The 21,351-nt window shown below is 48.7% G+C and carries 20 protein-coding genes and 1 riboswitch; of the genes, 6 read left to right on the forward strand and 14 right to left on the reverse strand.

Annotated features, from left to right (window positions below; genetic code table 11):
* Window positions 1-12 precede the first annotated feature (12 nt).
* From gatZ to fbaB, 3 genes are all read right to left on the reverse strand, one after another.
* Entirely contained in the window at window positions 13-1,275 is a 1,263-nt protein-coding gene (gene gatZ / locus RGV86_RS04800) for a tagatose-bisphosphate aldolase subunit GatZ (RefSeq protein ID WP_085460880.1), read from the reverse strand.
* A 28-nt stretch (window positions 1,276-1,303) separates the two neighbouring features.
* Complete coding sequence (locus RGV86_RS04805) at window positions 1,304-2,158, reverse strand: tagatose bisphosphate family class II aldolase (protein ID WP_032225655.1); 855 nt, start codon at window positions 2,156-2,158, stop codon at window positions 1,304-1,306.
* A gap of 228 nt (window positions 2,159-2,386) precedes the next feature.
* A complete protein-coding gene (fbaB, locus tag RGV86_RS04810) occupies window positions 2,387-3,439 on the reverse strand; it encodes a class I fructose-bisphosphate aldolase (RefSeq protein ID WP_000129560.1) in 1,053 nt (350 codons plus the stop codon).
* A gap of 255 nt (window positions 3,440-3,694) precedes the next feature.
* Here fbaB and RGV86_RS04815 point away from each other — a divergent pair, with 255 nt between their 5' ends.
* The 3 genes from RGV86_RS04815 to RGV86_RS04825 are packed head-to-tail and all read left to right on the forward strand — an operon-like array spanning window position 3,695 to window position 6,935.
* On the forward strand, window positions 3,695-4,972 hold the full coding sequence (locus tag RGV86_RS04815; RefSeq protein ID WP_000858522.1) for a nucleoside permease: 1,278 nt from the start codon (window positions 3,695-3,697) through the stop codon (window positions 4,970-4,972).
* A complete protein-coding gene (locus RGV86_RS04820; RefSeq protein ID WP_085460883.1) occupies window positions 4,969-5,973 on the forward strand; it encodes an ADP-ribosylglycohydrolase family protein in 1,005 nt (334 codons plus the stop codon). Before RGV86_RS04815 ends, RGV86_RS04820 begins: the two co-directional genes overlap by 4 nt.
* Window positions 5,970-6,935, forward strand: a complete 966-nt coding sequence (locus tag RGV86_RS04825) for a carbohydrate kinase family protein (protein WP_085460884.1) — start codon at window positions 5,970-5,972, stop codon at window positions 6,933-6,935. The genes RGV86_RS04820 and RGV86_RS04825 overlap by 4 nt, the downstream gene beginning before the upstream one ends.
* On the opposite strand, the gene RGV86_RS04830 is transcribed toward RGV86_RS04825, so the two are convergent.
* From RGV86_RS04830 to rcnR, 5 genes are all read right to left on the reverse strand, one after another.
* Complete coding sequence (locus RGV86_RS04830; RefSeq protein ID WP_000434025.1) at window positions 6,909-7,655, reverse strand: GntR family transcriptional regulator; 747 nt, start codon at window positions 7,653-7,655, stop codon at window positions 6,909-6,911. The genes RGV86_RS04825 and RGV86_RS04830 overlap by 27 nt on opposite strands.
* Window positions 7,656-7,706: 51 nt before the next feature.
* Window positions 7,707-8,525 (reverse strand): glycoside hydrolase family 25 protein, encoded by an 819-nt coding sequence (locus RGV86_RS04835; RefSeq protein ID WP_085460885.1) that lies wholly within the window; start codon window positions 8,523-8,525, stop codon window positions 7,707-7,709.
* Between the two features lie 66 nt (window positions 8,526-8,591).
* Entirely contained in the window at window positions 8,592-9,392 is an 801-nt protein-coding gene (thiD, locus tag RGV86_RS04840; protein ID WP_085460886.1) for a bifunctional hydroxymethylpyrimidine kinase/phosphomethylpyrimidine kinase, read from the reverse strand.
* Window positions 9,389-10,177 (reverse strand): hydroxyethylthiazole kinase, encoded by a 789-nt coding sequence (thiM, locus tag RGV86_RS04845; RefSeq protein WP_085460887.1) that lies wholly within the window; start codon window positions 10,175-10,177, stop codon window positions 9,389-9,391. Before thiM ends, thiD begins: the two co-directional genes overlap by 4 nt.
* Before the next feature lie 34 nt (window positions 10,178-10,211).
* A riboswitch (TPP riboswitch) is annotated at window positions 10,212-10,308 on the reverse strand.
* A 91-nt stretch (window positions 10,309-10,399) separates the two neighbouring features.
* Window positions 10,400-10,672 (reverse strand): Ni(II)/Co(II)-binding transcriptional repressor RcnR, encoded by a 273-nt coding sequence (gene rcnR / locus RGV86_RS04850; RefSeq protein WP_000019944.1) that lies wholly within the window; start codon window positions 10,670-10,672, stop codon window positions 10,400-10,402.
* A 120-nt stretch (window positions 10,673-10,792) separates the two neighbouring features.
* Between rcnR and RGV86_RS04855 the strand changes: the two genes are divergently transcribed.
* Window positions 10,793-11,614, forward strand: a complete 822-nt coding sequence (locus RGV86_RS04855) for a nickel/cobalt efflux protein RcnA (protein WP_000134643.1) — start codon at window positions 10,793-10,795, stop codon at window positions 11,612-11,614.
* Window positions 11,615-11,832: 218 nt separating this feature from the next.
* Window positions 11,833-12,171 (forward strand): Ni(II)/Co(II) efflux transporter accessory subunit RcnB, encoded by a 339-nt coding sequence (gene rcnB, locus RGV86_RS04860; RefSeq protein ID WP_000155513.1) that lies wholly within the window; start codon window positions 11,833-11,835, stop codon window positions 12,169-12,171.
* 81 nt (window positions 12,172-12,252) lie between these two features.
* On the opposite strand, the gene RGV86_RS04865 is transcribed toward rcnB, so the two are convergent.
* The 6 genes from RGV86_RS04865 to apbC form a co-directional block, all read right to left on the reverse strand.
* On the reverse strand, window positions 12,253-13,287 hold the full coding sequence (locus RGV86_RS04865; protein ID WP_000797247.1) for a putative fimbrial-like adhesin protein: 1,035 nt from the start codon (window positions 13,285-13,287) through the stop codon (window positions 12,253-12,255).
* A gap of 15 nt (window positions 13,288-13,302) precedes the next feature.
* Complete coding sequence (locus tag RGV86_RS04870; protein WP_085460888.1) at window positions 13,303-15,783, reverse strand: fimbrial biogenesis outer membrane usher protein; 2,481 nt, start codon at window positions 15,781-15,783, stop codon at window positions 13,303-13,305.
* A 15-nt stretch (window positions 15,784-15,798) separates the two neighbouring features.
* On the reverse strand, window positions 15,799-16,473 hold the full coding sequence (locus tag RGV86_RS04875; RefSeq protein ID WP_000677336.1) for a fimbria/pilus periplasmic chaperone: 675 nt from the start codon (window positions 16,471-16,473) through the stop codon (window positions 15,799-15,801).
* Between the two features lie 85 nt (window positions 16,474-16,558).
* Window positions 16,559-17,101 carry a fimbrial protein gene (locus tag RGV86_RS04880; protein ID WP_000682827.1) on the reverse strand — a complete coding sequence of 181 codons (543 nt, stop codon included), beginning with the start codon at window positions 17,099-17,101 and terminating at the stop codon, window positions 16,559-16,561.
* Between the two features lie 291 nt (window positions 17,102-17,392).
* Complete coding sequence (locus tag RGV86_RS04885; protein WP_032225669.1) at window positions 17,393-17,674, reverse strand: YehE family protein; 282 nt, start codon at window positions 17,672-17,674, stop codon at window positions 17,393-17,395.
* A gap of 262 nt (window positions 17,675-17,936) precedes the next feature.
* Complete coding sequence (apbC, locus tag RGV86_RS04890) at window positions 17,937-19,046, reverse strand: iron-sulfur cluster carrier protein ApbC (protein WP_001005449.1); 1,110 nt, start codon at window positions 19,044-19,046, stop codon at window positions 17,937-17,939.
* Between the two features lie 132 nt (window positions 19,047-19,178).
* Here apbC and metG point away from each other — a divergent pair, with 132 nt between their 5' ends.
* Window positions 19,179-21,212 (forward strand): methionine--tRNA ligase, encoded by a 2,034-nt coding sequence (metG, locus tag RGV86_RS04895; protein ID WP_137598273.1) that lies wholly within the window; start codon window positions 19,179-19,181, stop codon window positions 21,210-21,212.
* The last annotated feature ends 139 nt before the right edge of the window (window positions 21,213-21,351 follow it).

Genomic DNA, 21,351 nt, shown 5'->3' on the forward strand with positions numbered 1-21,351 from the left:
ATTACATCCTTATTATTTTGCACAACCGTAACGATAGGCGCGCAGAACATCAAAAATTTTATCCATAATAAGCTGATGTGGTATCGCCTTGAGTTCCTCACTCTGGATGCGTTCAAATTGCTTTGGTAAATACTGACTAATTATACCCAGTGGAATTTCGACACCGTCAAGGTTAGCTATCATCATCTCGACGCTATTTTTAATTCGGCTATGCGGCCAGTAATAACGGATACGATCAGAAAGGCTATAACGAATATCCAGTAAAGAATCGTTAAATCCAGTACGGTAATATTTTTTCCAGTATTGCGGTTCGTCGAGCATGACTTCTTCAATCACGTCAAGACAACTGCTGCGATTTTCCGGCGCGATAAGTTCCCGCTCAATTTGCGCCAGAGCAAATATCGCCTCGCGTAAAGCAAAGGTTAATGCTGGCCCTACTTTCAAAATGGCAAAGTGATCGCGTACTAATTCCCGATACGCCGTCCGGGTCTGGTAATCGGTGGAATGTGCTTCATAAACCATTCTGGTGTTTTCTATCCATTGCGCCAGCGCCTGCGCTTCTTGCGGCTGATAATGGATAATATTGCTGTGATCAAATTCCACGCCAGGCTGTACCACTATCGCAATCACGCGCGTTAACGCCTCTGTCAGGCCACGGGCAATAAACGCTTTTTGATGTGTGCGTAAAGTATTGGCGGCATCTTCTACCCTTGTGATGTGCACCGACTGAATGGCGCTGGCCTCGCCGCCCGGAACCGGAACTTCGGTGCCAATCACATAAGTCAGTTGTTCACGCTGGCAATCTGTCGCCACGCTTTCCGCAGCAAAGCAAAGTACAGCGGCACGTTCAGCAACCGTTTCTGGCACTAACGGTACAGGATCACCCGCACAGGACATTGACGCATCAAGATGAATTTTACTGAAACCGGCACGAACATATGCCTTTACCAGCTCGACGGATTTTTCCATCGCCGCATCCGCATTTTCTTGCTGCCAGCAGTTTGGCCCCAGATGATCACCGCCGAGAATAATGCGCTCGCGCGCAAACCCAACTCTATCGGCAATCGCAAAAACAAATTCGCGAAAATCTGCCGGTGTCATTCCGGTATAACCGCCAAATTGATTGACCTGGTTTGACGTTGCTTCAATCAGCACTTTGCGTGTGCTGTTGAGATCGAAAGCCAGCGCCGCTTCAATAACCAACGGATGCGCCGAACAGACTGAACAAATTCCGATATGTTCACCGGCTTTATGCCGGGCAATTAACGTTTTCATGGTTTTTCCTTGTTAAATGGCAGATGCGTTATGCCCTGCCTTCGCAGCCGCAATCGGCAATCACTTTGCGCACCACATCGCGCATTGCGAATTTTGCCGACTGTAAATAATCCCGGGGATCGGTCGCTTCGGGGTGCTCGGTCAGATAACGTTTTAACGCCTGCGAGAAGGCATTTTTCAGCTCCGTCGCGACATTGATTTTGCAAATTCCCAGGTTAATGCTTTGACGAATATCCGCAGAAGACAGTCCCGACGCACCATGCAGTACCAGCGGTAGCGCAACCTGCTGACGAATGGCCTCAAGGCGGGAGAAATCCAGCGCCGGAGCACTGGCATACATACCGTGAGCGGTGCCGATGGCGACCGCCAGGGAATCAATCCCGGTTGCCTCGGCATATTCACGCGCCTGTGCGGGGTTGGTGTACAACGCATCGGCTTCATTGACTTGCACATCATCTTCCTGGCCGCCAAGTTGCCCCAGCTCCGCTTCGACGCTGACATCAAAGCGATGGCAAAAATCCACCACCTCTTTGACCCGTGAAATATTTTGCGCATAAGGCAAATGCGAGGCGTCAATCATTACTGAGCGCACGCCGGAGCGCACTTTCTGAGCGATATCTTCAAACTTTGTGTGATGGTCAAGGTGAATCGCCAGCGGATGGTGATACTGCTTCGCCATCGCGCTAACCAGCGCCAGTAAGTTTTCTGTTCCGGCATGGTTAAATGTACCTGGCGTTCCGGCGATGATGACCGGCGCATTCAGGCTGGCTGCGCTTTCCACCACCACCTGCATCGTTTCGAGATTGTGAATATTGAATGCCGGAACCGCGTAGCCGCCGCGCTGCGCGTTGTTCAGCATCTGCTTTGTCGATACCACGTACATTTTCACATCCTGTCGTTTTCTTTCGATTTCAAAATATAATGAAATTATTTGTTTTTAAATGTCGAGATAACGATCACAAAAATGACAAAATGAAAATTAATCCAGCAATAACAGACAAAAAAAAGGCCTCCCGTGGGGAAGCCGTAACAAAGTGCGAGTGGTTTTATGCCAGATGCGGCGTGAACGCCTTATCCGACCTACGGGGCAGTGCTGTTCGTTTAAAACGTATCAGGCGATAGTAATTTTGCTATCAAGATAAACGTCCTGCACGGCGTTAATCAGTTTCACGCCGTCGGCCATCGATTTCTTGAACGCTTTACGTCCGAGGATCAGCCCCATTCCGCCTGCGCGTTTGTTGATAACCGCAGTACGCACCGCATCGCTAAGGTCAGTTTCACCGCCCGCAGCACCACCGGAGTTAATCAACCCTGCGCGCCCCATATAGCAGTTAGCTAACTGATAACGCACCAGATCAATCGGGTTTTCGCTGGTCAGCTTGCTGTACACGCGATCGTCGGTGTAGCCGTAATTAATCGCTTTATAGCCACCGTTATTTTCCGCCATTTTCTGTTTGACGATGTCCGCGCCAATGGTCGCCGCCAGATGGTTCGCCTGACCGGTCAGGTCGGCGGAAACGTGGTAATCAACGCCCTCTTTCTTAAAGGCGGAATTACGCAAATAGGCCCACAGCACTGTCACCATGCCCAGTTCATGCGCACGTTCAAAGGCCGCAGAAATTTCTTCAATCTGGCGACGTGACTCTTCTGAGCCAAAATAAATGGTCGCACCAACCGCCACCGCTCCCATGTTGAACGCCTGCTCTACGCTGGCATACAGCGTTTGATCATAGGTATTCGGATAACTTAGCGTCTCGTTATGGTTGAGTTTGACAAGGAACGGAATGCGGTGCGCGTAACGCCGCGATACCGATGCCAGCACGCCGTAAGTTGACGCTACACAGTTGCAGCCCGCTTCAATCGCCAGTTCAACAATATTTTTCGGGTCAAAGTAGAGCGGGTTAGCGGCAAATGAAGCTCCGGCAGAGTGCTCGACGCCCTGATCAACCGGCAAAATGGAAAGGTATCCCGTTCCCGCCAGACGCCCGGTGTTGTACAGCGTCTGCATATTACGTAACACCGCTGGCGGGCGATTATTGTCAATCATCACGCGATCTACGTAGTCATGTCCGGGGAGATAAAGCTGGTCAGAAGGAATAGTCATACAACGATGCTGTAAAAGGTTGTCGGCATCTTTGCCAAGCAACTGCGCAATATCTGTCATTACTATGCTCCCGTAAATTCCGATTGGATATCGGCTATGGATTGTCCTGGCCCGCCTTTGCGGGCAATCATAATCCTGGTCGTTACGGGCTATTTTTTCCATTCTCAGGATGTTTTTTCAGCGTTTTCTGTTGGCTCGATTCATCAAAAAAAGTGTTACAGCGGTCAAGTTTTCATCGCAAAGGTATTTAAAAGGTATTGTTAGGTGGTATTGTCAGCGCGTACCTTACATTACCTGTCATGAAGGAATTAAAAGATGAAAACAACAGCAAAGCTGTCGTTCATGATGTTTGTTGAATGGTTTATCTGGGGCGCGTGGTTTGTGCCATTGTGGTTGTGGTTAAGTAAAAGTGGTTTTAGTGCCGGAGAGATTGGCTGGTCGTATGCCTGTACTGCCATTGCGGCTATCCTGTCGCCGATTCTGGTTGGCTCCATCACTGACCGCTTTTTCTCGGCGCAGAAAGTGCTGGCGGTATTGATGTTCGCTGGTGCGGTGCTGATGTATTTCGCCGCGCAACAGACCACTTTTGCCGGGTTCTTCCCGTTACTGCTGGCCTACTCGCTAACCTATATGCCGACCATTGCGCTGACTAACAGTATCGCTTTTGCCAACGTGCCGGATGTGGAGCGTGATTTCCCGCGCATTCGTGTGATGGGCACTATCGGCTGGATTGCCTCTGGTCTGGCATGTGGATTCTTGCCGCAAATGCTGGGGTATGCCGATATCTCACCGACTAACATCCCGCTGCTGATTACCGCCGGAAGTTCTGCTCTGCTCGGTGTGTTTGCGTTTTTCCTGCCCGACACGCCGCCAAAAAGCACCGGCAAAATGGACATTAAAGTCATGCTCGGCCTGGATGCGCTGATCCTGCTGCGCGATAAAAACTTCCTCGTCTTTTTCTTCTGTTCATTCCTGTTTGCGATGCCACTGGCGTTCTATTACATCTTTGCCAACGGTTATCTGACCGAAGTCGGCATGAAAAACGCCACCGGCTGGATGACGCTCGGCCAGTTCTCTGAAATCTTCTTTATGCTGGCATTGCCGTTTTTCACTAAACGCTTTGGTATCAAAAAGGTATTATTGCTTGGTCTGGTCACTGCCGCAATTCGCTATGGCTTCTTTATTTACGGCAGTGCGGATGAATATTTCACCTACGCGCTATTGTTCCTCGGCATTTTGCTGCACGGCGTAAGTTACGATTTTTACTACGTTACCGCCTACATCTATGTCGATAAAAAAGCCCCCGAGCATATGCGTACCGCTGCGCAGGGGCTGATCACGCTCTGCTGCCAGGGCTTCGGCAGTTTGCTCGGCTATCGTCTTGGCGGTGTGATGATGGAAAAGATGTTCGCTTATCCGGAACCGGTAAACGGACTGACTTTCAACTGGGCCGGGATGTGGACTTTTGGCGCGGTGATGATTGCCATTATCGCCGTGCTGTTCATGATTTTTTTCCGCGAATCAGACAACGAAATTACGGCTATCAAGGTCGATGATCGCGATATTGCGTTGACACAAGAGGAAGCAAAATGAAAACAGAACGTATTCTCGGTGCTCTTTACGGGCAGGCGTTAGGGGATGCGATGGGGATGCCCTCCGAGCTTTGGCCTCGTTCCCGCGTCAAAGCACACTTTGGCTGGATTGACCGATTTCTGCCTGGACCAAAGGAGAATAACGCGGCCTGTTATTTTAACCGCGCCGAATTCACCGATGATACCTCGATGGCGCTGTGTCTGGCGGATGCGCTGCTGGAACGTGAAGGCGAGATAGACCCGGATCTGATTGGGCGTAATATTCTCGACTGGGCGCTGCGTTTCGACGCTTTCAACAAAAACGTGCTTGGCCCGACCTCAAAAATTGCGCTTAACGCCATTCGCGACGGAAAGCCCGTTGCTGAACTGGAAAACAATGGCGTGACCAACGGTGCCGCGATGCGCGTCTCCCCATTGGGTTGTTTACTTCCGGCGCGCAATGTTGATTCCTTTATTGATGATGTGGCGCTGGCATCCAGCCCGACCCACAAATCCGATCTGGCGGTTGCAGGCGCGGTAGTCATCGCATGGGCGATTTCTCGTGCCATTGACGGAGAAAGCTGGTCAGCGATTGTTGATTCACTGCCTTCGATTGCGCGACATGCTCAACAAAAACGCATTACCACGTTCAGCGCCTCACTGGCGGCGCGTCTGGAGATTGCGCTGAAGATTGTTCGTCACGCCGACGGCACCGAATCCGCCAGCGAACAGCTTTACCAGGTGATTGGCGCGGGCACCAGCACTATCGAGTCCGTTCCATGCGCCATTGCGCTGGTTGAACTGGCACAAACCGATCCTAACCGCTGCGCCGTCCTGTGCGCCAATCTTGGCGGCGACACAGACACCATCGGTGCTATGGCGACGGCAATTTGCGGCGCGTTGCATGGTGTAAATGCTATCGATCCTGCGTTAAAGGCGGAACTGGATGCGGTAAATCAGCTTGATTTCAACCGCTATGCCACGGCGCTGGAGAAATATCGCCAACAACGGGAGGCGGTATGAGCGGTGCTCGATTACACACGCAGCTGCCTGAATTAACCACGCGTCAGCCGGTTATGGTGATTGGCGCGGCGGTCATTGATGTGATCGCCGACGCTTACACCCTGCCCTGGCGCGGGTGCGATATCGAACTGAAACAGCAGAGCGTAAATGTTGGCGGCTGTGCGTTGAACATTGCCGTAGCGTTAAAGCGCCTCGGTATCGAAGCGGGTAACGCCCTGCCGCTCGGTCAGGGGGTGTGGGCGGAGATTATTCGCAACCGGATGGCAAAAGAGGGATTAATCAGCCTGATCGATAACGCCGAAGGTGATAACGGCTGGTGTCTGGCGCTGGTTGAGCCGGATGGCGAACGCACTTTTATGTCGTTCAGCGGTGTGGAAAATCAGTGGAATCACCAGTGGCTGGCGCGACTAACCGTTGCACCTGGTAGCCTGCTCTATTTTTCTGGTTATCAACTGGCCTCGCCCTGCGGCGAATTGTTAGTGGATTGGCTGGAGGGACTGCAAGACGTGACGCCGTTTATTGATTTTGGCCCTCGTATTGGCGATATCCCGGATGCATTACTTGTGCGCATCATGGCTTGTCGACCGCTGGTGTCGCTTAATCGCCAGGAGGCTGAAATTGCTGCCGAACGTTTTCGTTTATCCACAGATATAACAACACTTGGCAAGCAGTGGCAGGAGAAATTTGCCGCGCCATTGATCGTTCGCCTGGATAAAGAAGGTGCCTGGTATTTCAGCAACGGCGCTTCTGGCTGCGTTCCGGCATTTCCCACGCAAGTCGTTGATACGATTGGTGCAGGCGACAGTCATGCAGGTGGCGTACTGGCGGGACTGGCCTCCGGTTTACCGCTGGCAGACGCGGTGCTGCTGGGTAATGCGGTGGCATCGTGGGTTGTCGGGCATCGCGGCGGTGATTGCGCGCCAACGCGCGAGGAACTACTCCTCGCAAACAAAAACGTATAGATCGCTGCGACAGTGACTGATGCTGTACTCAATAGGCCGTTGCTGTTGGTCAAGCGCCACTTGCTTGATCACCAGCACCGGTATTTTGCTATCTAACTGAATATGTGACTGAAACTCGGCATCCGGCATCCGGGCACTAACGCGGGAACGGGTACGCTTTGGAAAAATATGCTGACTGCGAAAGTAGTCATAAAGAGAAATTCCGATGGCATCAACATCATGAATTAAATGCGCAGGAACCCACGACTCCTCAATCGATACCGCTTCTTCATCCACGTAGCGAATGCGCTTAAGCAAGAAGACATCACTTCCTGCTTCAACCGCCAGCTGCTGCGCGACTTCTTCAGGGCACTCTACCACTCGCTTGTTAACCCACAGCGTGTCGGGCTTTTTACCGCGCAACACCACCTGCTGCGAAAAGCCTCGCGCTTCTTTTAACGAGTATTCGAAGATGTTGTTGATCTGCGTGCCGTAACCACGCGAACGCGTCACCACGCCCTCTTCTTCCAGCGCCTGCATCGCCTTGCGCACCGTAATGCGCGAAACGCCGGTTAACTGACTTAAATCGCGTTCGCCGGGCAAAATATTGCCATGCTCCAGCACCCCGCTACGCACGGCATTTTTTACCGTTTCGGCAAACTTAATATAAAGCGGCGTGTTGTCCGCCGCTAAAATACGTTCATTCAGTTGGGCAATAAGCTGGGTATGCGCTTGTTCCATTTGTCTTTTTCCTGCCGGGGAGTCTGGTGGGAGTATATCACTGCTTCTTATTTAAGGCGTTTCTTTAATCCCATGAACGAATGCCTGGAACTCCTCCGCCGTGCCATTAAACACATTAAAATCCACCGGCCCATTAATGCCGTCTACCTGTCCACGGTCGGAATGCTGCCAGAAACGCCATGCCATTCCGTCATTGTCCGGACGACGTTGATAATAGTGAGCCACCCACCACGGATATTCATTGAAATGGCCCGCCAGATTCGTGTGATAAAACGTCGCGCCAGCATAAATAATCGGTTTTTTTCCCGTGCTTTTTTCGACCATTTTTAGCCACTGACTGACCCGTTTGCGTAATTCTTTTGCCGATAATTTTCCTCGCTCTTCTACGTCCAGCACAGCAGGGAAATCGCCGTGGGCAAAATCCACCGTTTGTAGAAATAATCTGGCCTGAACTGAAGCGGATACCGACGGAGAAAAATAGTGATACGCCCCACGCAGCAGGCCATTTTCGCGGCTTCTTTGCCAGTTGCGCGAAAAATACGGGTCAACCAGCTTTTCGCCTTCCGTAGCCTTAATAAAAGCAAACTGTAAGCGGATACCGTTGTCGCGCATTTTTGCAACACGCTGCCAGTCGATCCGCTCCTGCCAGCGTGAAACATCAATACCATGAATGGTGTAACTGGCAGGTATGCGAATAGCGAAAGATTTAACCGGGCGATAACCGTAGAAGTGGATGTAGTCTTTGATCTGAATTGCTGTCGAATAGAAAAAATTCACCGTCTGGCGGGGATAAATCGCCACGATGGAAATTAGCCCCAAAGCGCATAACAAGGCGGTGAATTTTTTGCGACTGACGATTTTTAGCTGCATTGGTTTCATCCCTGAATTTCAGCACAAAAAAAGCTGACAATAACCAAAGCAGCTATAGTACGGCGCTTACCACCAGGCGTGGAAGTGGTGAACCGGACCAATCCCGTGACCAACTTCCAGCGTGTCTGCCTGGGCTAACGCTGCCGACAGCCAGCTTTTTGCCTCCTGTACGGTGTCAGCCCAGTTTGTATGGCGCGGGCGTAGTGCAGCCAACGCCGCAGAGAGCGTACAACCAGTGCCGTGGGTGTTTTTGGTCATAATGCGCGGTGCGGTAAACCGTTGTTCACCCTCGCGGGTAAACAGCCAGTCCGGGCTTTGCTCATCATCCAGATGACCACCTTTCATTAGCACTGCGCCACAGCCCATCGCCAACAGCGATCGCCCTTGTTCCAGCATTTCCTGTTCGGTGCGCGCGTGTGGCGCGTCGAGCAAGGCGGCAGCTTCGGGCAAGTTTGGCGTTATTAATGAAACCTGTGGCAATAATCGACTGCGCAGCGTAGCAACCGCCGAAGGTGAAAGCAGCGGGTCGCCGCTTTTTGCCAGCATAACGGTGTCGAGTACCACGTTTTGGATCTGATAACGTTGCAACCGTTCTGCCACCGCTTCAACGATATCGGTTTCTGCCAACATGCCGATTTTGGTGGTGTCGATTCGCACATCGCTGAACACCGAATCGAGCTGGGCGGCGACAAAATCAGGATCAATGCGATACACCGACTGTACGCCACGGGTATTTTGCGCCACCAGTGCAGTAATAACTGAGCAACCATAAGCGCCAAGTGCCGAGAAGGTTTTAAGATCGGCCTGAATCCCCGCACCACCGCTCGGATCAGTACCAGCAATGGTCAGAGCGTTAATCCGTTTCATGCCTGCACCTCCTGCGTCAGCTGCCAGAGCGCATCAAGGAAATGTGGAACAAAACTGCCCGGCCCTTCGCTTCTGACGACTGCGCGTTCTCCGGCTTGTTTCATCCAGTGACAGGCAGATGCAACATTTTCCAGCGTATCGCCCGGTAATGCACAGCTCGCAGCGACAACTGCCGATAATGCGCAGCCAGTTCCCACCACTTTGGTCATTAACGGGTCACCGCCGTGAATACCAACGGTGCGACGACCATTAGTAACATAATCCACCTCGCCAGTGACCACGACGATTGCGCCGGTTTCCCGTGCCAGAGTTTGTGCGGCGGGCAACGCATTGGCTGCTGCGTCAGTGGTATCCACACCACGACCACCATTAGCGATGCCTGCTAATGCCATGATTTCCGAAGCATTACCGCGTATGGCGCTTGGTTTAAGAGACAGGAGTTTCAGACAAAAACGGCGGCGATAATCGAGTGCACCAACCGCGACCGGGTCAAGTGTCCAGGGTGTTTGGGAGCGTGTTGCCTGTTCTACGGCGGCACGCATCGCCTGTGCGCGTGGCTGCGTCAGTGTACCAACGTTAATCAGTAAAGCACTGGCAATTGCCGCAAACTGACTGGCCTCTTCGGTTTCGATAACCATCGCTGGCGATGCGCCGAGCGCCAGTAAAGTATTGGCAGTAAAGGTTTGCACCACATCATTAGTCATGCAATGCACAAGGGGGGAATATTGGTGAAAAAGGTGTAACACGGGCGCTGATTGCGCCGGACTCAGCAGGTCGACTTGCATAATTTGCTCCTGCCATAACGTGAAGAAGCAATGACCTGATGGTCTGTGACTTCCCTACGCTGGCATTATCCAGATCAGGTGATACGGGTATTTCTCAGCCTTCACGCAGAAGGGCACCCCGAGTCGTTTGGTTGCGATAATAAATCGCAGAGGAGGATGGTAATGTCCGGCGCGCGCGTTGTAAACGAGGAAAAACGGCAGTATTACAATAACGTCACGAAACTATTTTATATACGAATCCAGCACCTTAAGGACAACATCCAGGTCTTCTTCACGCTTTAGTTCATCGCCCTGGTGAACAATGTGTTCCGTCAGATGACCTTTAATCACTTCCCGCATCAGGCCGTTTACCGCGCCACGAATGGCGGCAATCTGTTGTAGAACGGCAGCACATTCATGCGGTTCGTCGAGCATTTTCTTAAGCGCGACGACCTGTCCCTGAATCTTACTGGCGCGCGCTTTCAGTTTCTGTTTGTCGCGGATGGTATGAGACATAACAACACCTGGTTAACAAGATAATGAAAAATCATAGCACTATTAATCTACTGGGGGGTAGTATCATGTACTGGGGGGGAGTAGAATCTCTGCATCCATTTAATACTAAGAATTATTATCATGACTGAATTTACCACTCTTCTTCAGCAAGGAAACGCCTGGTTCTTCATCCCCAGCGCCATCTTACTCGGTGCACTTCATGGTCTGGAGCCTGGGCACTCAAAAACGATGATGGCGGCGTTTATCATCGCCATTAAAGGTACGATTAAACAGGCGGTGATGCTTGGACTGGCAGCAACCATTTCGCATACTGCGGTAGTCTGGTTGATTGCCTTTGGCGGGATGGTGATCAGCAAACGCTTTACTGCGCAGTCGGCGGAACCGTGGCTACAGTTAATTTCTGCGGTCATCATTCTCGGCACCGCATTATGGATGTTCTGGCGCACATGGCGCGGTGAACGAAACTGGCTTGAGAATATGCACGGGCATGATCACGAGCACCACCATCATGACCATGATCACGAACATCATCACCATCACGGACATGGCGAGAATGTCGAATATCAGGACGCCCATGAGCTGGCTCACGCAAATGACATTAAACGACGCTTTGATGGCAGGGATGTCACGAACTGGCAGATTTTACTGTTTGGCTTGACTGGCGGACTGATCCCCTGCCCTGCAGCGATAACTGTGCTGCTGATTTGTATTCAACTGAAAGCCCTCACTCTGGGAGCAACTCTGGTCGTTAGTTTCAGTATTGGCCTTGCGTTAACGCTGGTCACCGTGGGCGTTGGCGCGGCAATCAGTGTCCAGCAAGTGGCAAAACGCTGGAGCGGATTTAACACACTAGCCCAAAAAGCCCCCTATTTTTCCAGCTTGTTAATTGGCTTAGTCGGAGTGTATATGGGCGTGCATGGCTTTATGGGCATAATGCGATAACTCAATCCTTTGGGCTTGCATGTTATCTTCAGCCCAGGATGATTCTTAAATCAGCTATTTCCGCTGACTCTTCGCCCGATGAGGATGCTTTTACAGCATCCTTTCATTTACACTTTTTACGAAATCATGGGATCACTAACAAAATATCGCTTGTCGGTTATATTGTATGACAGGAAAGATATGCGACTGATTTTGCTGATCCCCAACGTGGAGAGTATATGACCATAAGAAATAAGTTATTGTTGGGTGCGCTGTTGCTGGCAACCAGCGTAGCGTGGGCCGCACCGGTCACTGCGGGTTCGACCAATGCCTCTGGAATTTCAAAGTATGAGTTGAGCAGTTTCATCGCTGACTTTAAGCATTTCAAACCAGGCGATACCGTTCCAGAGATGTACCGCACCGATGAGTACAATATTAAGCAGTGGCAGTTACGTAACCTGCCTGCCCCTGACGCCGGAACCCACTGGACCTATATGGGTGGCGCATATGTGTTGATCAACGACACTGACGGTAAAATCATTAAAGCCTACGACGGCGAAATATTCTACCATCGCTAAAAAAAGCCCCCTCATCATGAGGGGGAAATGCAGACACCTTGTTATTTTTTATTATTAGCCACTTGCTCGTCTTACTTGTTATTAGTCGTATTTCACGTTGATCAAGGCAGTAGCCTCCAGTGCGCCAGATTTAACTTTATTTTTATCATATACATAGTAACTGGCTGTTACCGGAATTAAGACTGTTGTATCTGTAATTTTTGACTTCGCCGCAATTTCCTTTAAATTTGTGTATCCTTTACTGCTGTCAGTGATATTTAAAAGTGTGACTGGTGAACCATTACTTTCAAGAATAAATCCTACGCCATTATCTTCCGCACCTTTCAGTATCGTGTTACTGCTGGTTAACAAATCAGAACTTGATAAATACACCTGCATTTTCCGTGATGTTTGATTTTGTTGACCTAATAAATTTTTACAACGCAGAATAATATCCCCTTTCTTGCTATTTATTGTTGTTTTGTTACCTGTGACTGGTAATTGTGAAACGGGAATACTCTCTAAAGTAATTAATAAATCATCAGGTTTGCAGGTCGTTGTTATCGGGTTGTATGACAATGCCAGATTAAAGGAATAGACACCTGCATTTTGTGCCAATGCATTTCTGTAGCTATTCACACATGCATCCCACGACTTTCCTCCTAGCAAACACAGTAAAAATTGCACTGCAGCACTTCCACGCGTTGTTGATGAAGCACTGGATAATGTCGCGACACCATTAATCATCACTGCTCCGCCGCCCCCTGCAGAAACATTCACTTTCGCGTTACTGGCTGCCGATGTCACCGTTACTGAATAACCACTGGTGAAACTGGTCTGGTTATTTGATAATGTGATGCTGTTTTTGTTAGTCCATTCAAAATGTAAATTTAATTTAATGGTATCGTTATAAAGTCCAACAACAATATCCGACGGACTCATGGGGTTGATGGTATTCGTACTCACGCATGACGAGTCATTAAAATTATGCTCATATGTCGCCGTTTGTGTTTGAGTTAGCGCAAAATCTCCCTGAACAACCAAATTATGCTGCGCTGACAACTCTCCATAACATGCCGCATAGCTCACAGGAATAGCCATCATCATTAATATAAATAACATTATGCGATTTTTCATAGAACCACCTGACTATTACTGGCAAATATAATTTTTACTTTCATCAATCTCTTTACCGAAGGTGATTATGCATGAAAGTCCTTGTCGTTTATCAATTGCTACATTAACCGATGGCGGTACGTCATTGGTGCGAATAAATAACTGGCTTCCCTGACCGACAACACCAATATTATGACCATGGATATCATTAACTTCATAACCAAACGTTAATGGTTGCCCATCCACTCTTAACGCTTTTATAAACCAGGGTTTGCGCTGATCGGTATCAAAATTAATCAGCACGACCGCGCCGCGATAAGGGGCGGAAATTTTCCGGTTACCGCGCAATTCGGTTTCGCTATCACTTTGCGACACATCCAGCATCAGGTGATTTTCCCGATAAGACGTCATTCCGTCGTATACCACCACCCCATTACGATTTGTAGTGCGATATTTTTGTCCATTAACATAAGCATCTTTAATTCCTGGTGCATACATCACAGCAAACGTTTCAGAAAGACGATTCGCCAGATTCACACCACCAGACCAGGCGACAATGCCCCCTGAAACACTGGCTCCAGCCTGTCGATAAATACTCGACTGACTATAACTGCCATTCACTGTCACCATCGGCGCGTTCCAGGTTAAATTCGCCCCAGCTGTCGTTTCGTTCCCCTGATGCTGATGACTCAAGTTGGCACCATAGTTAAACTGATCGCGGCTCCCAACCGTTCCCGATATTCCTGTATTGTTTGAGGCAAAACCCTGATCGTCAAAGGTCGTTGAGTTAGACATATATATTTGCCGCCGTGGTGTCGTGACATCATCACCCCAATCAAAGGGAATCGATATAAAAATATTAAAGCGTTTTTCTTCATGATGATTCTCGTCATAAGCCTGACTTGCTGCGAGGGTATAGCTTATCCGTTGCAAGTTATTGGAGTAACTCAACTGATAATCTTTACTGCTGCCGCTACGCCCCCAGTAATCTCGCCATAATGTACTTAATGACACAGAACCCCAGCCTTCTGGCAATGACTGACTCATATTGGCGGAAAAGCTATTTTTGCGCCCAAAATCATTCTGGTAATAATCTGCAATGTCATAGGCATCATTTTTATCGCGACGATAATTATCTTTATTATTTGCCCAGACATAATCATTAAACGTCCGGTAATCGCGCGAAGAATAACGCCAGGCTGCCAGGCCAAAACGCGTCGATGTTTGAGTCACAAATTTGTTGTAGGCTATCTGATAACTTTGTCCGTCAAAAATATCGCCATTATCTTGCTTACTATGAGATTTTGTTGCATCGACAGAAATCGCGCCAATGCGTGTATTCCAGCCAGTCCCAAGAGTAAATGCGTAGTAATTATTGGCAATCATCGTGCCGCCATACAGCGTTAATAAATTATTAAAGCCATACTGGTAACCGACCTGAACAAAATCGCTTTGCTTATTTGCTCCTTCAATATGGCTACGACCCGCCGCAAAATCATATTTCGACACGCCCGGTTGCAACATATTTGGCACCGCCGAATAAGGCACCAGGTACGTGGTAACCGAACCGTCAGCCTCTTTCACGCTAACATCAAGATCCGCTCCACCACCGGCCAATTGCAAATCAGTAATCGAAAATGGGCCAGGTGGAACCTCCTTCTGATAAACAATAAAACCGTTTTGTTCAATGGTTACCAGCGCGTTACTCTGCGCAATCCCCTGCACTCGTGGGGTAAAATTTTGCTTCGAGTCAGGCAACATCTGCATATCACGAAAAAGTCGCACGCCACTGAAGCGAACAGAGTCAAAAATATCGCTTGAGGTGTACATATCACCGACACGCAGCGTGCCGAGAATTTGTGCAAACCCGCGTTCCAGATATAAGATATTGCTTTTCCACTCCCCAGGATTGTTATCCGTTTTGCTGAAACTGGCATCAGAATGCAGTTGCCACCCCAGCAGATTTAATCCACTGTTAAAACGAACATAACTACTCTTGTTATTACCCGACGCTTTATAGTCGCTGTAATACTGGCTCATATAATAAGAGGTATAAAAAGCATTAATACCCCGTTCCCAGTTTTCCGGCGGGACATAACCACTTTCCAGTTCATCAACCCAGGCTTGCGGAACGCTGAAATCTAAACGAAAAACACCGATATTCCAGGAATAACTCCCACCCTGAACAAGTTGCTCTAATGTTAAACATTGCTTACTACTGGCGAAGTTATCGGTATTAATACCTAACCGCTTGATAATTTCTCTCGCCAGGCATGTTTCTTCGGGGTTATCTTTAACGATAATCTCATATTTCCCACGCCATTGTTTATTGACATAAATATCGATGTCATATTGGCCCGGTAAAGGTTGATTATCATCAAGGCGAATATGAGCAACCTGTTGGTCTTTCATTCCCCCCATCATAAAATGGGTGTCAAAGGTTTCTTCCGCTGCATACGCTTCAATGCCGAGCAATAACGCTACGATTGCTAATGCGAGTGGGGTTATTCTCAACACGGGCAGCTCCTGCAATTAAATTTTGTCGCTAATATAGTTGCCATCATCATCAATAATGGTCAAATACCAGCTATTCGCATTATTAGTTTTGACGTTTACACTCTGGCTTTCTAATGGCGCAATCATGATGGTTTCATAATTGACTTTGACATTATTCGCTTTTACATCGGAAATCGTCACCCAGTTCGGCGAATCATTTTTTATCACCAGCCCATTGCCGCTACGATTTACCAGCAATTTCTTAAACGTTGCTTTATTAACCGGAGCAATACCCGCCGGTCGGTAAAACAATTTGATTCTGTTTTGCATCGCAAACTTCAGTGCATTCTTGCCTTCTTGTTCTGGACTATTAGGTGGAATATCCAGAACGTTCAGATAAAAAATGCTCTCTTTATTACTGGGCAACTTATTCGGCATGATTTTAATTTTTACTTGCTGTCCGGAGTTAGCCCCTATTTTTGCCACTGGTGGCGTTAGCATGAAAGGAACCTGAATCTTTTCCGGCGGCAGTGATGTGTCGCCATCATCAATCCACGCCTGAAGTAATGAAGATCGGTTTCCCTGATTCATCAACTGCACCATCACTTCTTTATTTTCAGCCGGGTAAATAATTCGCGTCCCGTAGATGACAATTCCGGCATGTGCAGGAAGAACCATAGAAGAAATGAGTAAAGCTAATAACCCTTTCATCTTAATGCCTCTTAAAATTAAAAGGCCGCCATGGAGATAGCGGCCATGTTTATTTCCTGGAGAAACTTGCGAAATTATTTAATTATTAATCCTGCGCCACACGCATAACTAAAGAAGAGACCACATCACCTGATTGCACTGAGTCTTCTGTCAGTTTCAGGTATTTTGCTTTAAACGGAATCGCATACTGACCATCCGCTGTTTTATAACTCTCAATATTAAAAGGCGCTGAAACATCCAGGACATCGCTGTTATCGCCTAAATAGAGATAATAACCCACGGTATCGTTACTACTGGCTATCGCTTTATCGTTGCCGGTTATTTTATCATTGGTGATCAACGAGAGTTTTACACCAGCAACTTCTTTCGGGCAGCTAATTTTTAACATGCTGCTGGTGACACCGACTGCATCATCATAGGTAGAATATTTCGCTTTACCTTCAAAGACAGTGGTCGGAACAGTTGGCATATTAATACTTACTGAATCACCACCCGCTTCAAATTTACACGGAGACTCTGCAATATTCCCTTTAATAGTTAATGTTCCGGTATCAACGTCTGCAGCAAATACGCCAGCACTCATAAAAAAAGAAGAAAAGACAGCGGTAGCAATAATTGAATGTTTCATAATAGGTTCCTTAATATAGTTTATTTTGATTGTTAAGACTCTGTATCTCGTGGAAACAAATTTCTCACATCAAAAAAGTTACCGCAATGTAAACGTATTGTTTTATTGATTTAAAACAAGTTAACCATTGCAATATAATTACAACAAATACTTAAGGGAATTAAATATTTACCACATCTATTAATTGACATAATTTACTGTTAACCACATTCTTAAAATAAATAAAAAAGCCTAAATTATTCACGGGAATGATTTAGGCTTTCCAAATATTATTAAAAGAGTGTTGCCTGATTAATCGTAGCGATTTAATACGATTCGACGTTTGCTATCGTTGCCCGCTGTAACCAGCTCTGTAGTGACGCCTTTTACCGGCGAAGAAATCCGATGACGGGTATCAACGCTTTGCGATACCTGACCGCAATGCTGTTGGGGCTGGCTATTAACAATATCCATACTGCATGTTGGGGGGCTGATCCTGCCATTAATCGTTAATGCGGCAGTCTCTGAAGAGAACGCGGGAGAAGCCAATCCATAGGCAAGAAAAATGATTCCTGACAGCCAATACTTATTCATTGAACGTTATCCCTGTAGTAAAGGTTATGCCTGGATAGATTGAGTGCATAACAAACTATAGCTGTACATCCGCTACACAGCCACGAAGGATGATAAAGAGGCTTTACCTGTACGATCAATCTACTTTGTACAGTTTAGGACTAAGATCCACTGAATATTCACAGCATTAAAAAAGTGTTCATTTAAAGCCACAAAATAAATACACCGCATCAATGTATCATTTCTGCGGTGTATGACGAACAACCAGAAAGGCTAATGCACGTTAGACCGCGCGGAAGGAGATCTCACCTGGAATAACTTCACCTTGCCAGTAGAGCTGAGCAGCAACCCGGTCAGCCAGTTGGCGGTAGATAGTAGTAAATTCGCTCTCCGGACGGCTGATAACGGTAGGTGTTCCTTTGTCGAGATCTTCACGCAGGCTAATGTGTAACGGCATTTGCCCCAACAACTGCGTATGGTATTTCTCGGCCAGTTTCTCTGCCCCACCAGTGCCGAAAATCGGCTCATGATGACCACAGTTACTGCAAATATGGACGCTCATGTTCTCGACAATACCCAGTACCGGAACTTCGACTTTCTCGAACATCACGATACCTTTTTTCGCATCAATCAGCGCGATGTCCTGTGGCGTGGTGACCACTACTGCACCGGTTACAGGAATGTTTTGCGCCAGTGTCAATTGAATGTCACCGGTGCCTGGCGGCATGTCGAGCACCAGATAATCCAGATCCGGCCATAAGGTTTCTTGCAACATTTGCATCAACGCCTTGCTCGCCATCGGGCCACGCCACACCATCGCGTTGTCGTCAGTGACCAGATAACCAATTGAATTGGTTGCCAGGCCATGAGACATAATCGGTGCCATATGAGTCCCGTCCGGCGAGGTCGGACGCTGATTTTCTGCCCCCAGCATGGTTGGGATAGACGGACCATAAATGTCGGCATCCAGAATGCCGACTTTCGCTCCTTCCGCCGCCAGCGCCAGCGCCAGGTTTACCGCCGTGGAGGATTTACCCACGCCACCTTTGCCGGAACTGACCGCGATAATGTTCTTCACGCCGTTAATTCCCGGCTGATTCTTCACGCGTTTCAGCGTGGCAATGTTATGCGACAGTTTCCAGTCGATAGCTTTTGCCCCGGTGATACGCAGCAATTCGGCGCTACATTGCTCTTTTAACTCTTCGAACGCGCTATGCCAGACGAACGGCATAACCAGCTCCACATGCAGCGTGTCGTCCATCCAGGCGACATGATGCAACGCTTTCAGCGTGGTAAGGTTATGCTTCAGGGTTGGGTGCTGAAAATTAGCCAGTGTCCCGGCGACCATTGCGCGCAAGGCTTCTGGTGATTTGGCCTGGGATTGTTCGTTCATCCCGACTCCTTATTTATATAGATAAACCATCAGCTAAATAGTTTACCTGAAGAAAATAGATAAGTACTTACTTAACATTTTCCCATTTGGTACTATCTAACCCCTTTTCACTACTAAGAAGTAATGCCTACTATGACTCAAGTCGCGAAGAAAATTCTGGTGACGTGCGCACTGCCGTACGCTAACGGCTCTATCCACCTCGGCCATATGCTGGAGCACATCCAGGCTGATGTCTGGGTCCGTTACCAGCGAATGCGCGGCCACGAGGTCAACTTCATCTGCGCCGACGATGCCCACGGTACGCCGATCATGCTGAAAGCCCAGCAGCTTGGTATTACCCCGGAGCAGATGATTGGCGAAATGAGTCAGGAGCATCAGACTGATTTCGCAGGCTTTAATATCAGCTACGACAACTATCACTCGACGCACAGCGAAGAGAACCGTCAGTTGTCTGAGCTTATCTATACTCGCCTGAAAGAGAACGGTTTTATTAAAAACCGCACCATCTCTCAGTTGTACGACCCGGAAAAAGGTATGTTCCTGCCGGATCGTTTTGTGAAAGGCACCTGCCCGAAATGTAAAGCGCCAGATCAATACGGCGATAACTGTGAAGTCTGCGGCGCGACCTACAGCCCGACTGAACTGATCGAGCCGAAATCTGTGGTTTCTGGTGCTACGCCGGTGATGCGTGATTCCGAACACTTCTTCTTTGATCTGCCCTCTTTCAGCGAAATGTTGCAGGCATGGACCCGCAGCGGCGCGTTGCAGGAGCAGGTGGCAAACAAAATGCAGGAGTGGTTTGAATCCGGCCTGCAACAGTGGGATATCTCCCGCGATGCGCCTTACTTCGGTTTTGAAATTCCGAACGCACCAGGCAAATACTTCTACGTCTGGCTGGACGCGCCGATTGGTTACATGGGTTCCTTCAAGAATCTGTGCGACAAGCGCGGCGATACCGTAAGCTTCGATGAATACTGGAAGAAAGACTCCACCGCCGAACTGTACCACTTCATCGGTAAAGATATCGTTTACTTCCACAGCCTGTTCTGGCCTGCCATGCTGGAAGGCAGCAACTTCCGCAAGCCGACCAACCTGTTTGTTCACGGCTATGTGACGGTGAACGGCGCGAAGATGTCCAAGTCTCGTGGCACGTTCATTAAAGCCAGCACCTGGCTGAATCATTTTGACGCTGACAGCCTGCGCTACTACTACACTGCGAAACTCTCTTCGCGCATTGATGATATCGATCTCAACCTGGAAGATTTCGTTCAGCGCGTAAATGCCGATATCGTCAATAAAGTGGTTAACCTGGCCTCCCGTAACGCTGGCTTTATCAACAAGCGTTTTGACGGCGTGTTGGCAAGCGAACTGGCTGACCCTGAACTGTACAAAACCTTTACCGATGCCGCTGAAGTTATTGGCGAAGCGTGGGAAAGCCGCGAATTTGGTAAAGCTGTGCGCGAAATCATGGCGCTGGCTGACCTGGCTAACCGCTATGTTGACGAGCAGGCTCCGTGGGTGGTGGCGAAACAGGAAGGCCGCGATGCCGATCTGCAAGCGATTTGCTCAATGGGCATAAACCTGTTCCGCGTGCTGATGACTTACCTGAAGCCGGTACTGCCGAAACTGACTGAACGTGCGGAAGCATTCCTCAATACGGAACTGACCTGGGATGGTATTCAGCAACCGCTGCTGGGCCATAAAGTGAATCCGTTCAAGGCACTGTATAACCGTATCGATATGAAACAGGTGGAAGCACTGGTGGAAGCATCCAAAGAAGAAGTGAAAGCAACTGCCGCGCCAGTTACTGGCCCGCTGGCTGATGATCCGATTCAGGAAACCATCACCTTTGACGACTTCGCCAAAGTTGACCTGCGCGTGGCGCTGATTGAAAACGCAGAGTTTGTTGAGGGTTCTGACAAGCTGCTGCGCCTGACGCTGGATCTGGGTGGCGAAAAACGCAATGTCTTCTCCGGCATTCGTTCTGCTTACCCAGACCCACAGGCGCTGATTGGTCGTCACACCATTATGGTGGCTAACCTGGCTCCGCGTAAAATGCGCTTCGGTATCTCCGAAGGCATGGTGATGGCTGCCGGTCCTGGCGGGAAAGATATCTTCCTGTTAAGCCCGGATGCCGGTGCTAAACCTGGTCATCAAGTGAAATAACTCCCTTCAAGGCGCTGCATCAACAGCGCCTTTTCTTTATAAATTCCTAAAGTTGTTTTCTCGCCTTTTTGTCGCTCTGTAACCTGCGCAAATGCTGTTAGCATCTGTATTAAACTGGATAAAATTACAGGGATGCAGA

Origin of the sequence: Escherichia ruysiae (assembly GCF_031323975.1) — a bacterium.
Classification (GTDB): domain Bacteria; phylum Pseudomonadota; class Gammaproteobacteria; order Enterobacterales; family Enterobacteriaceae; genus Escherichia; species Escherichia ruysiae.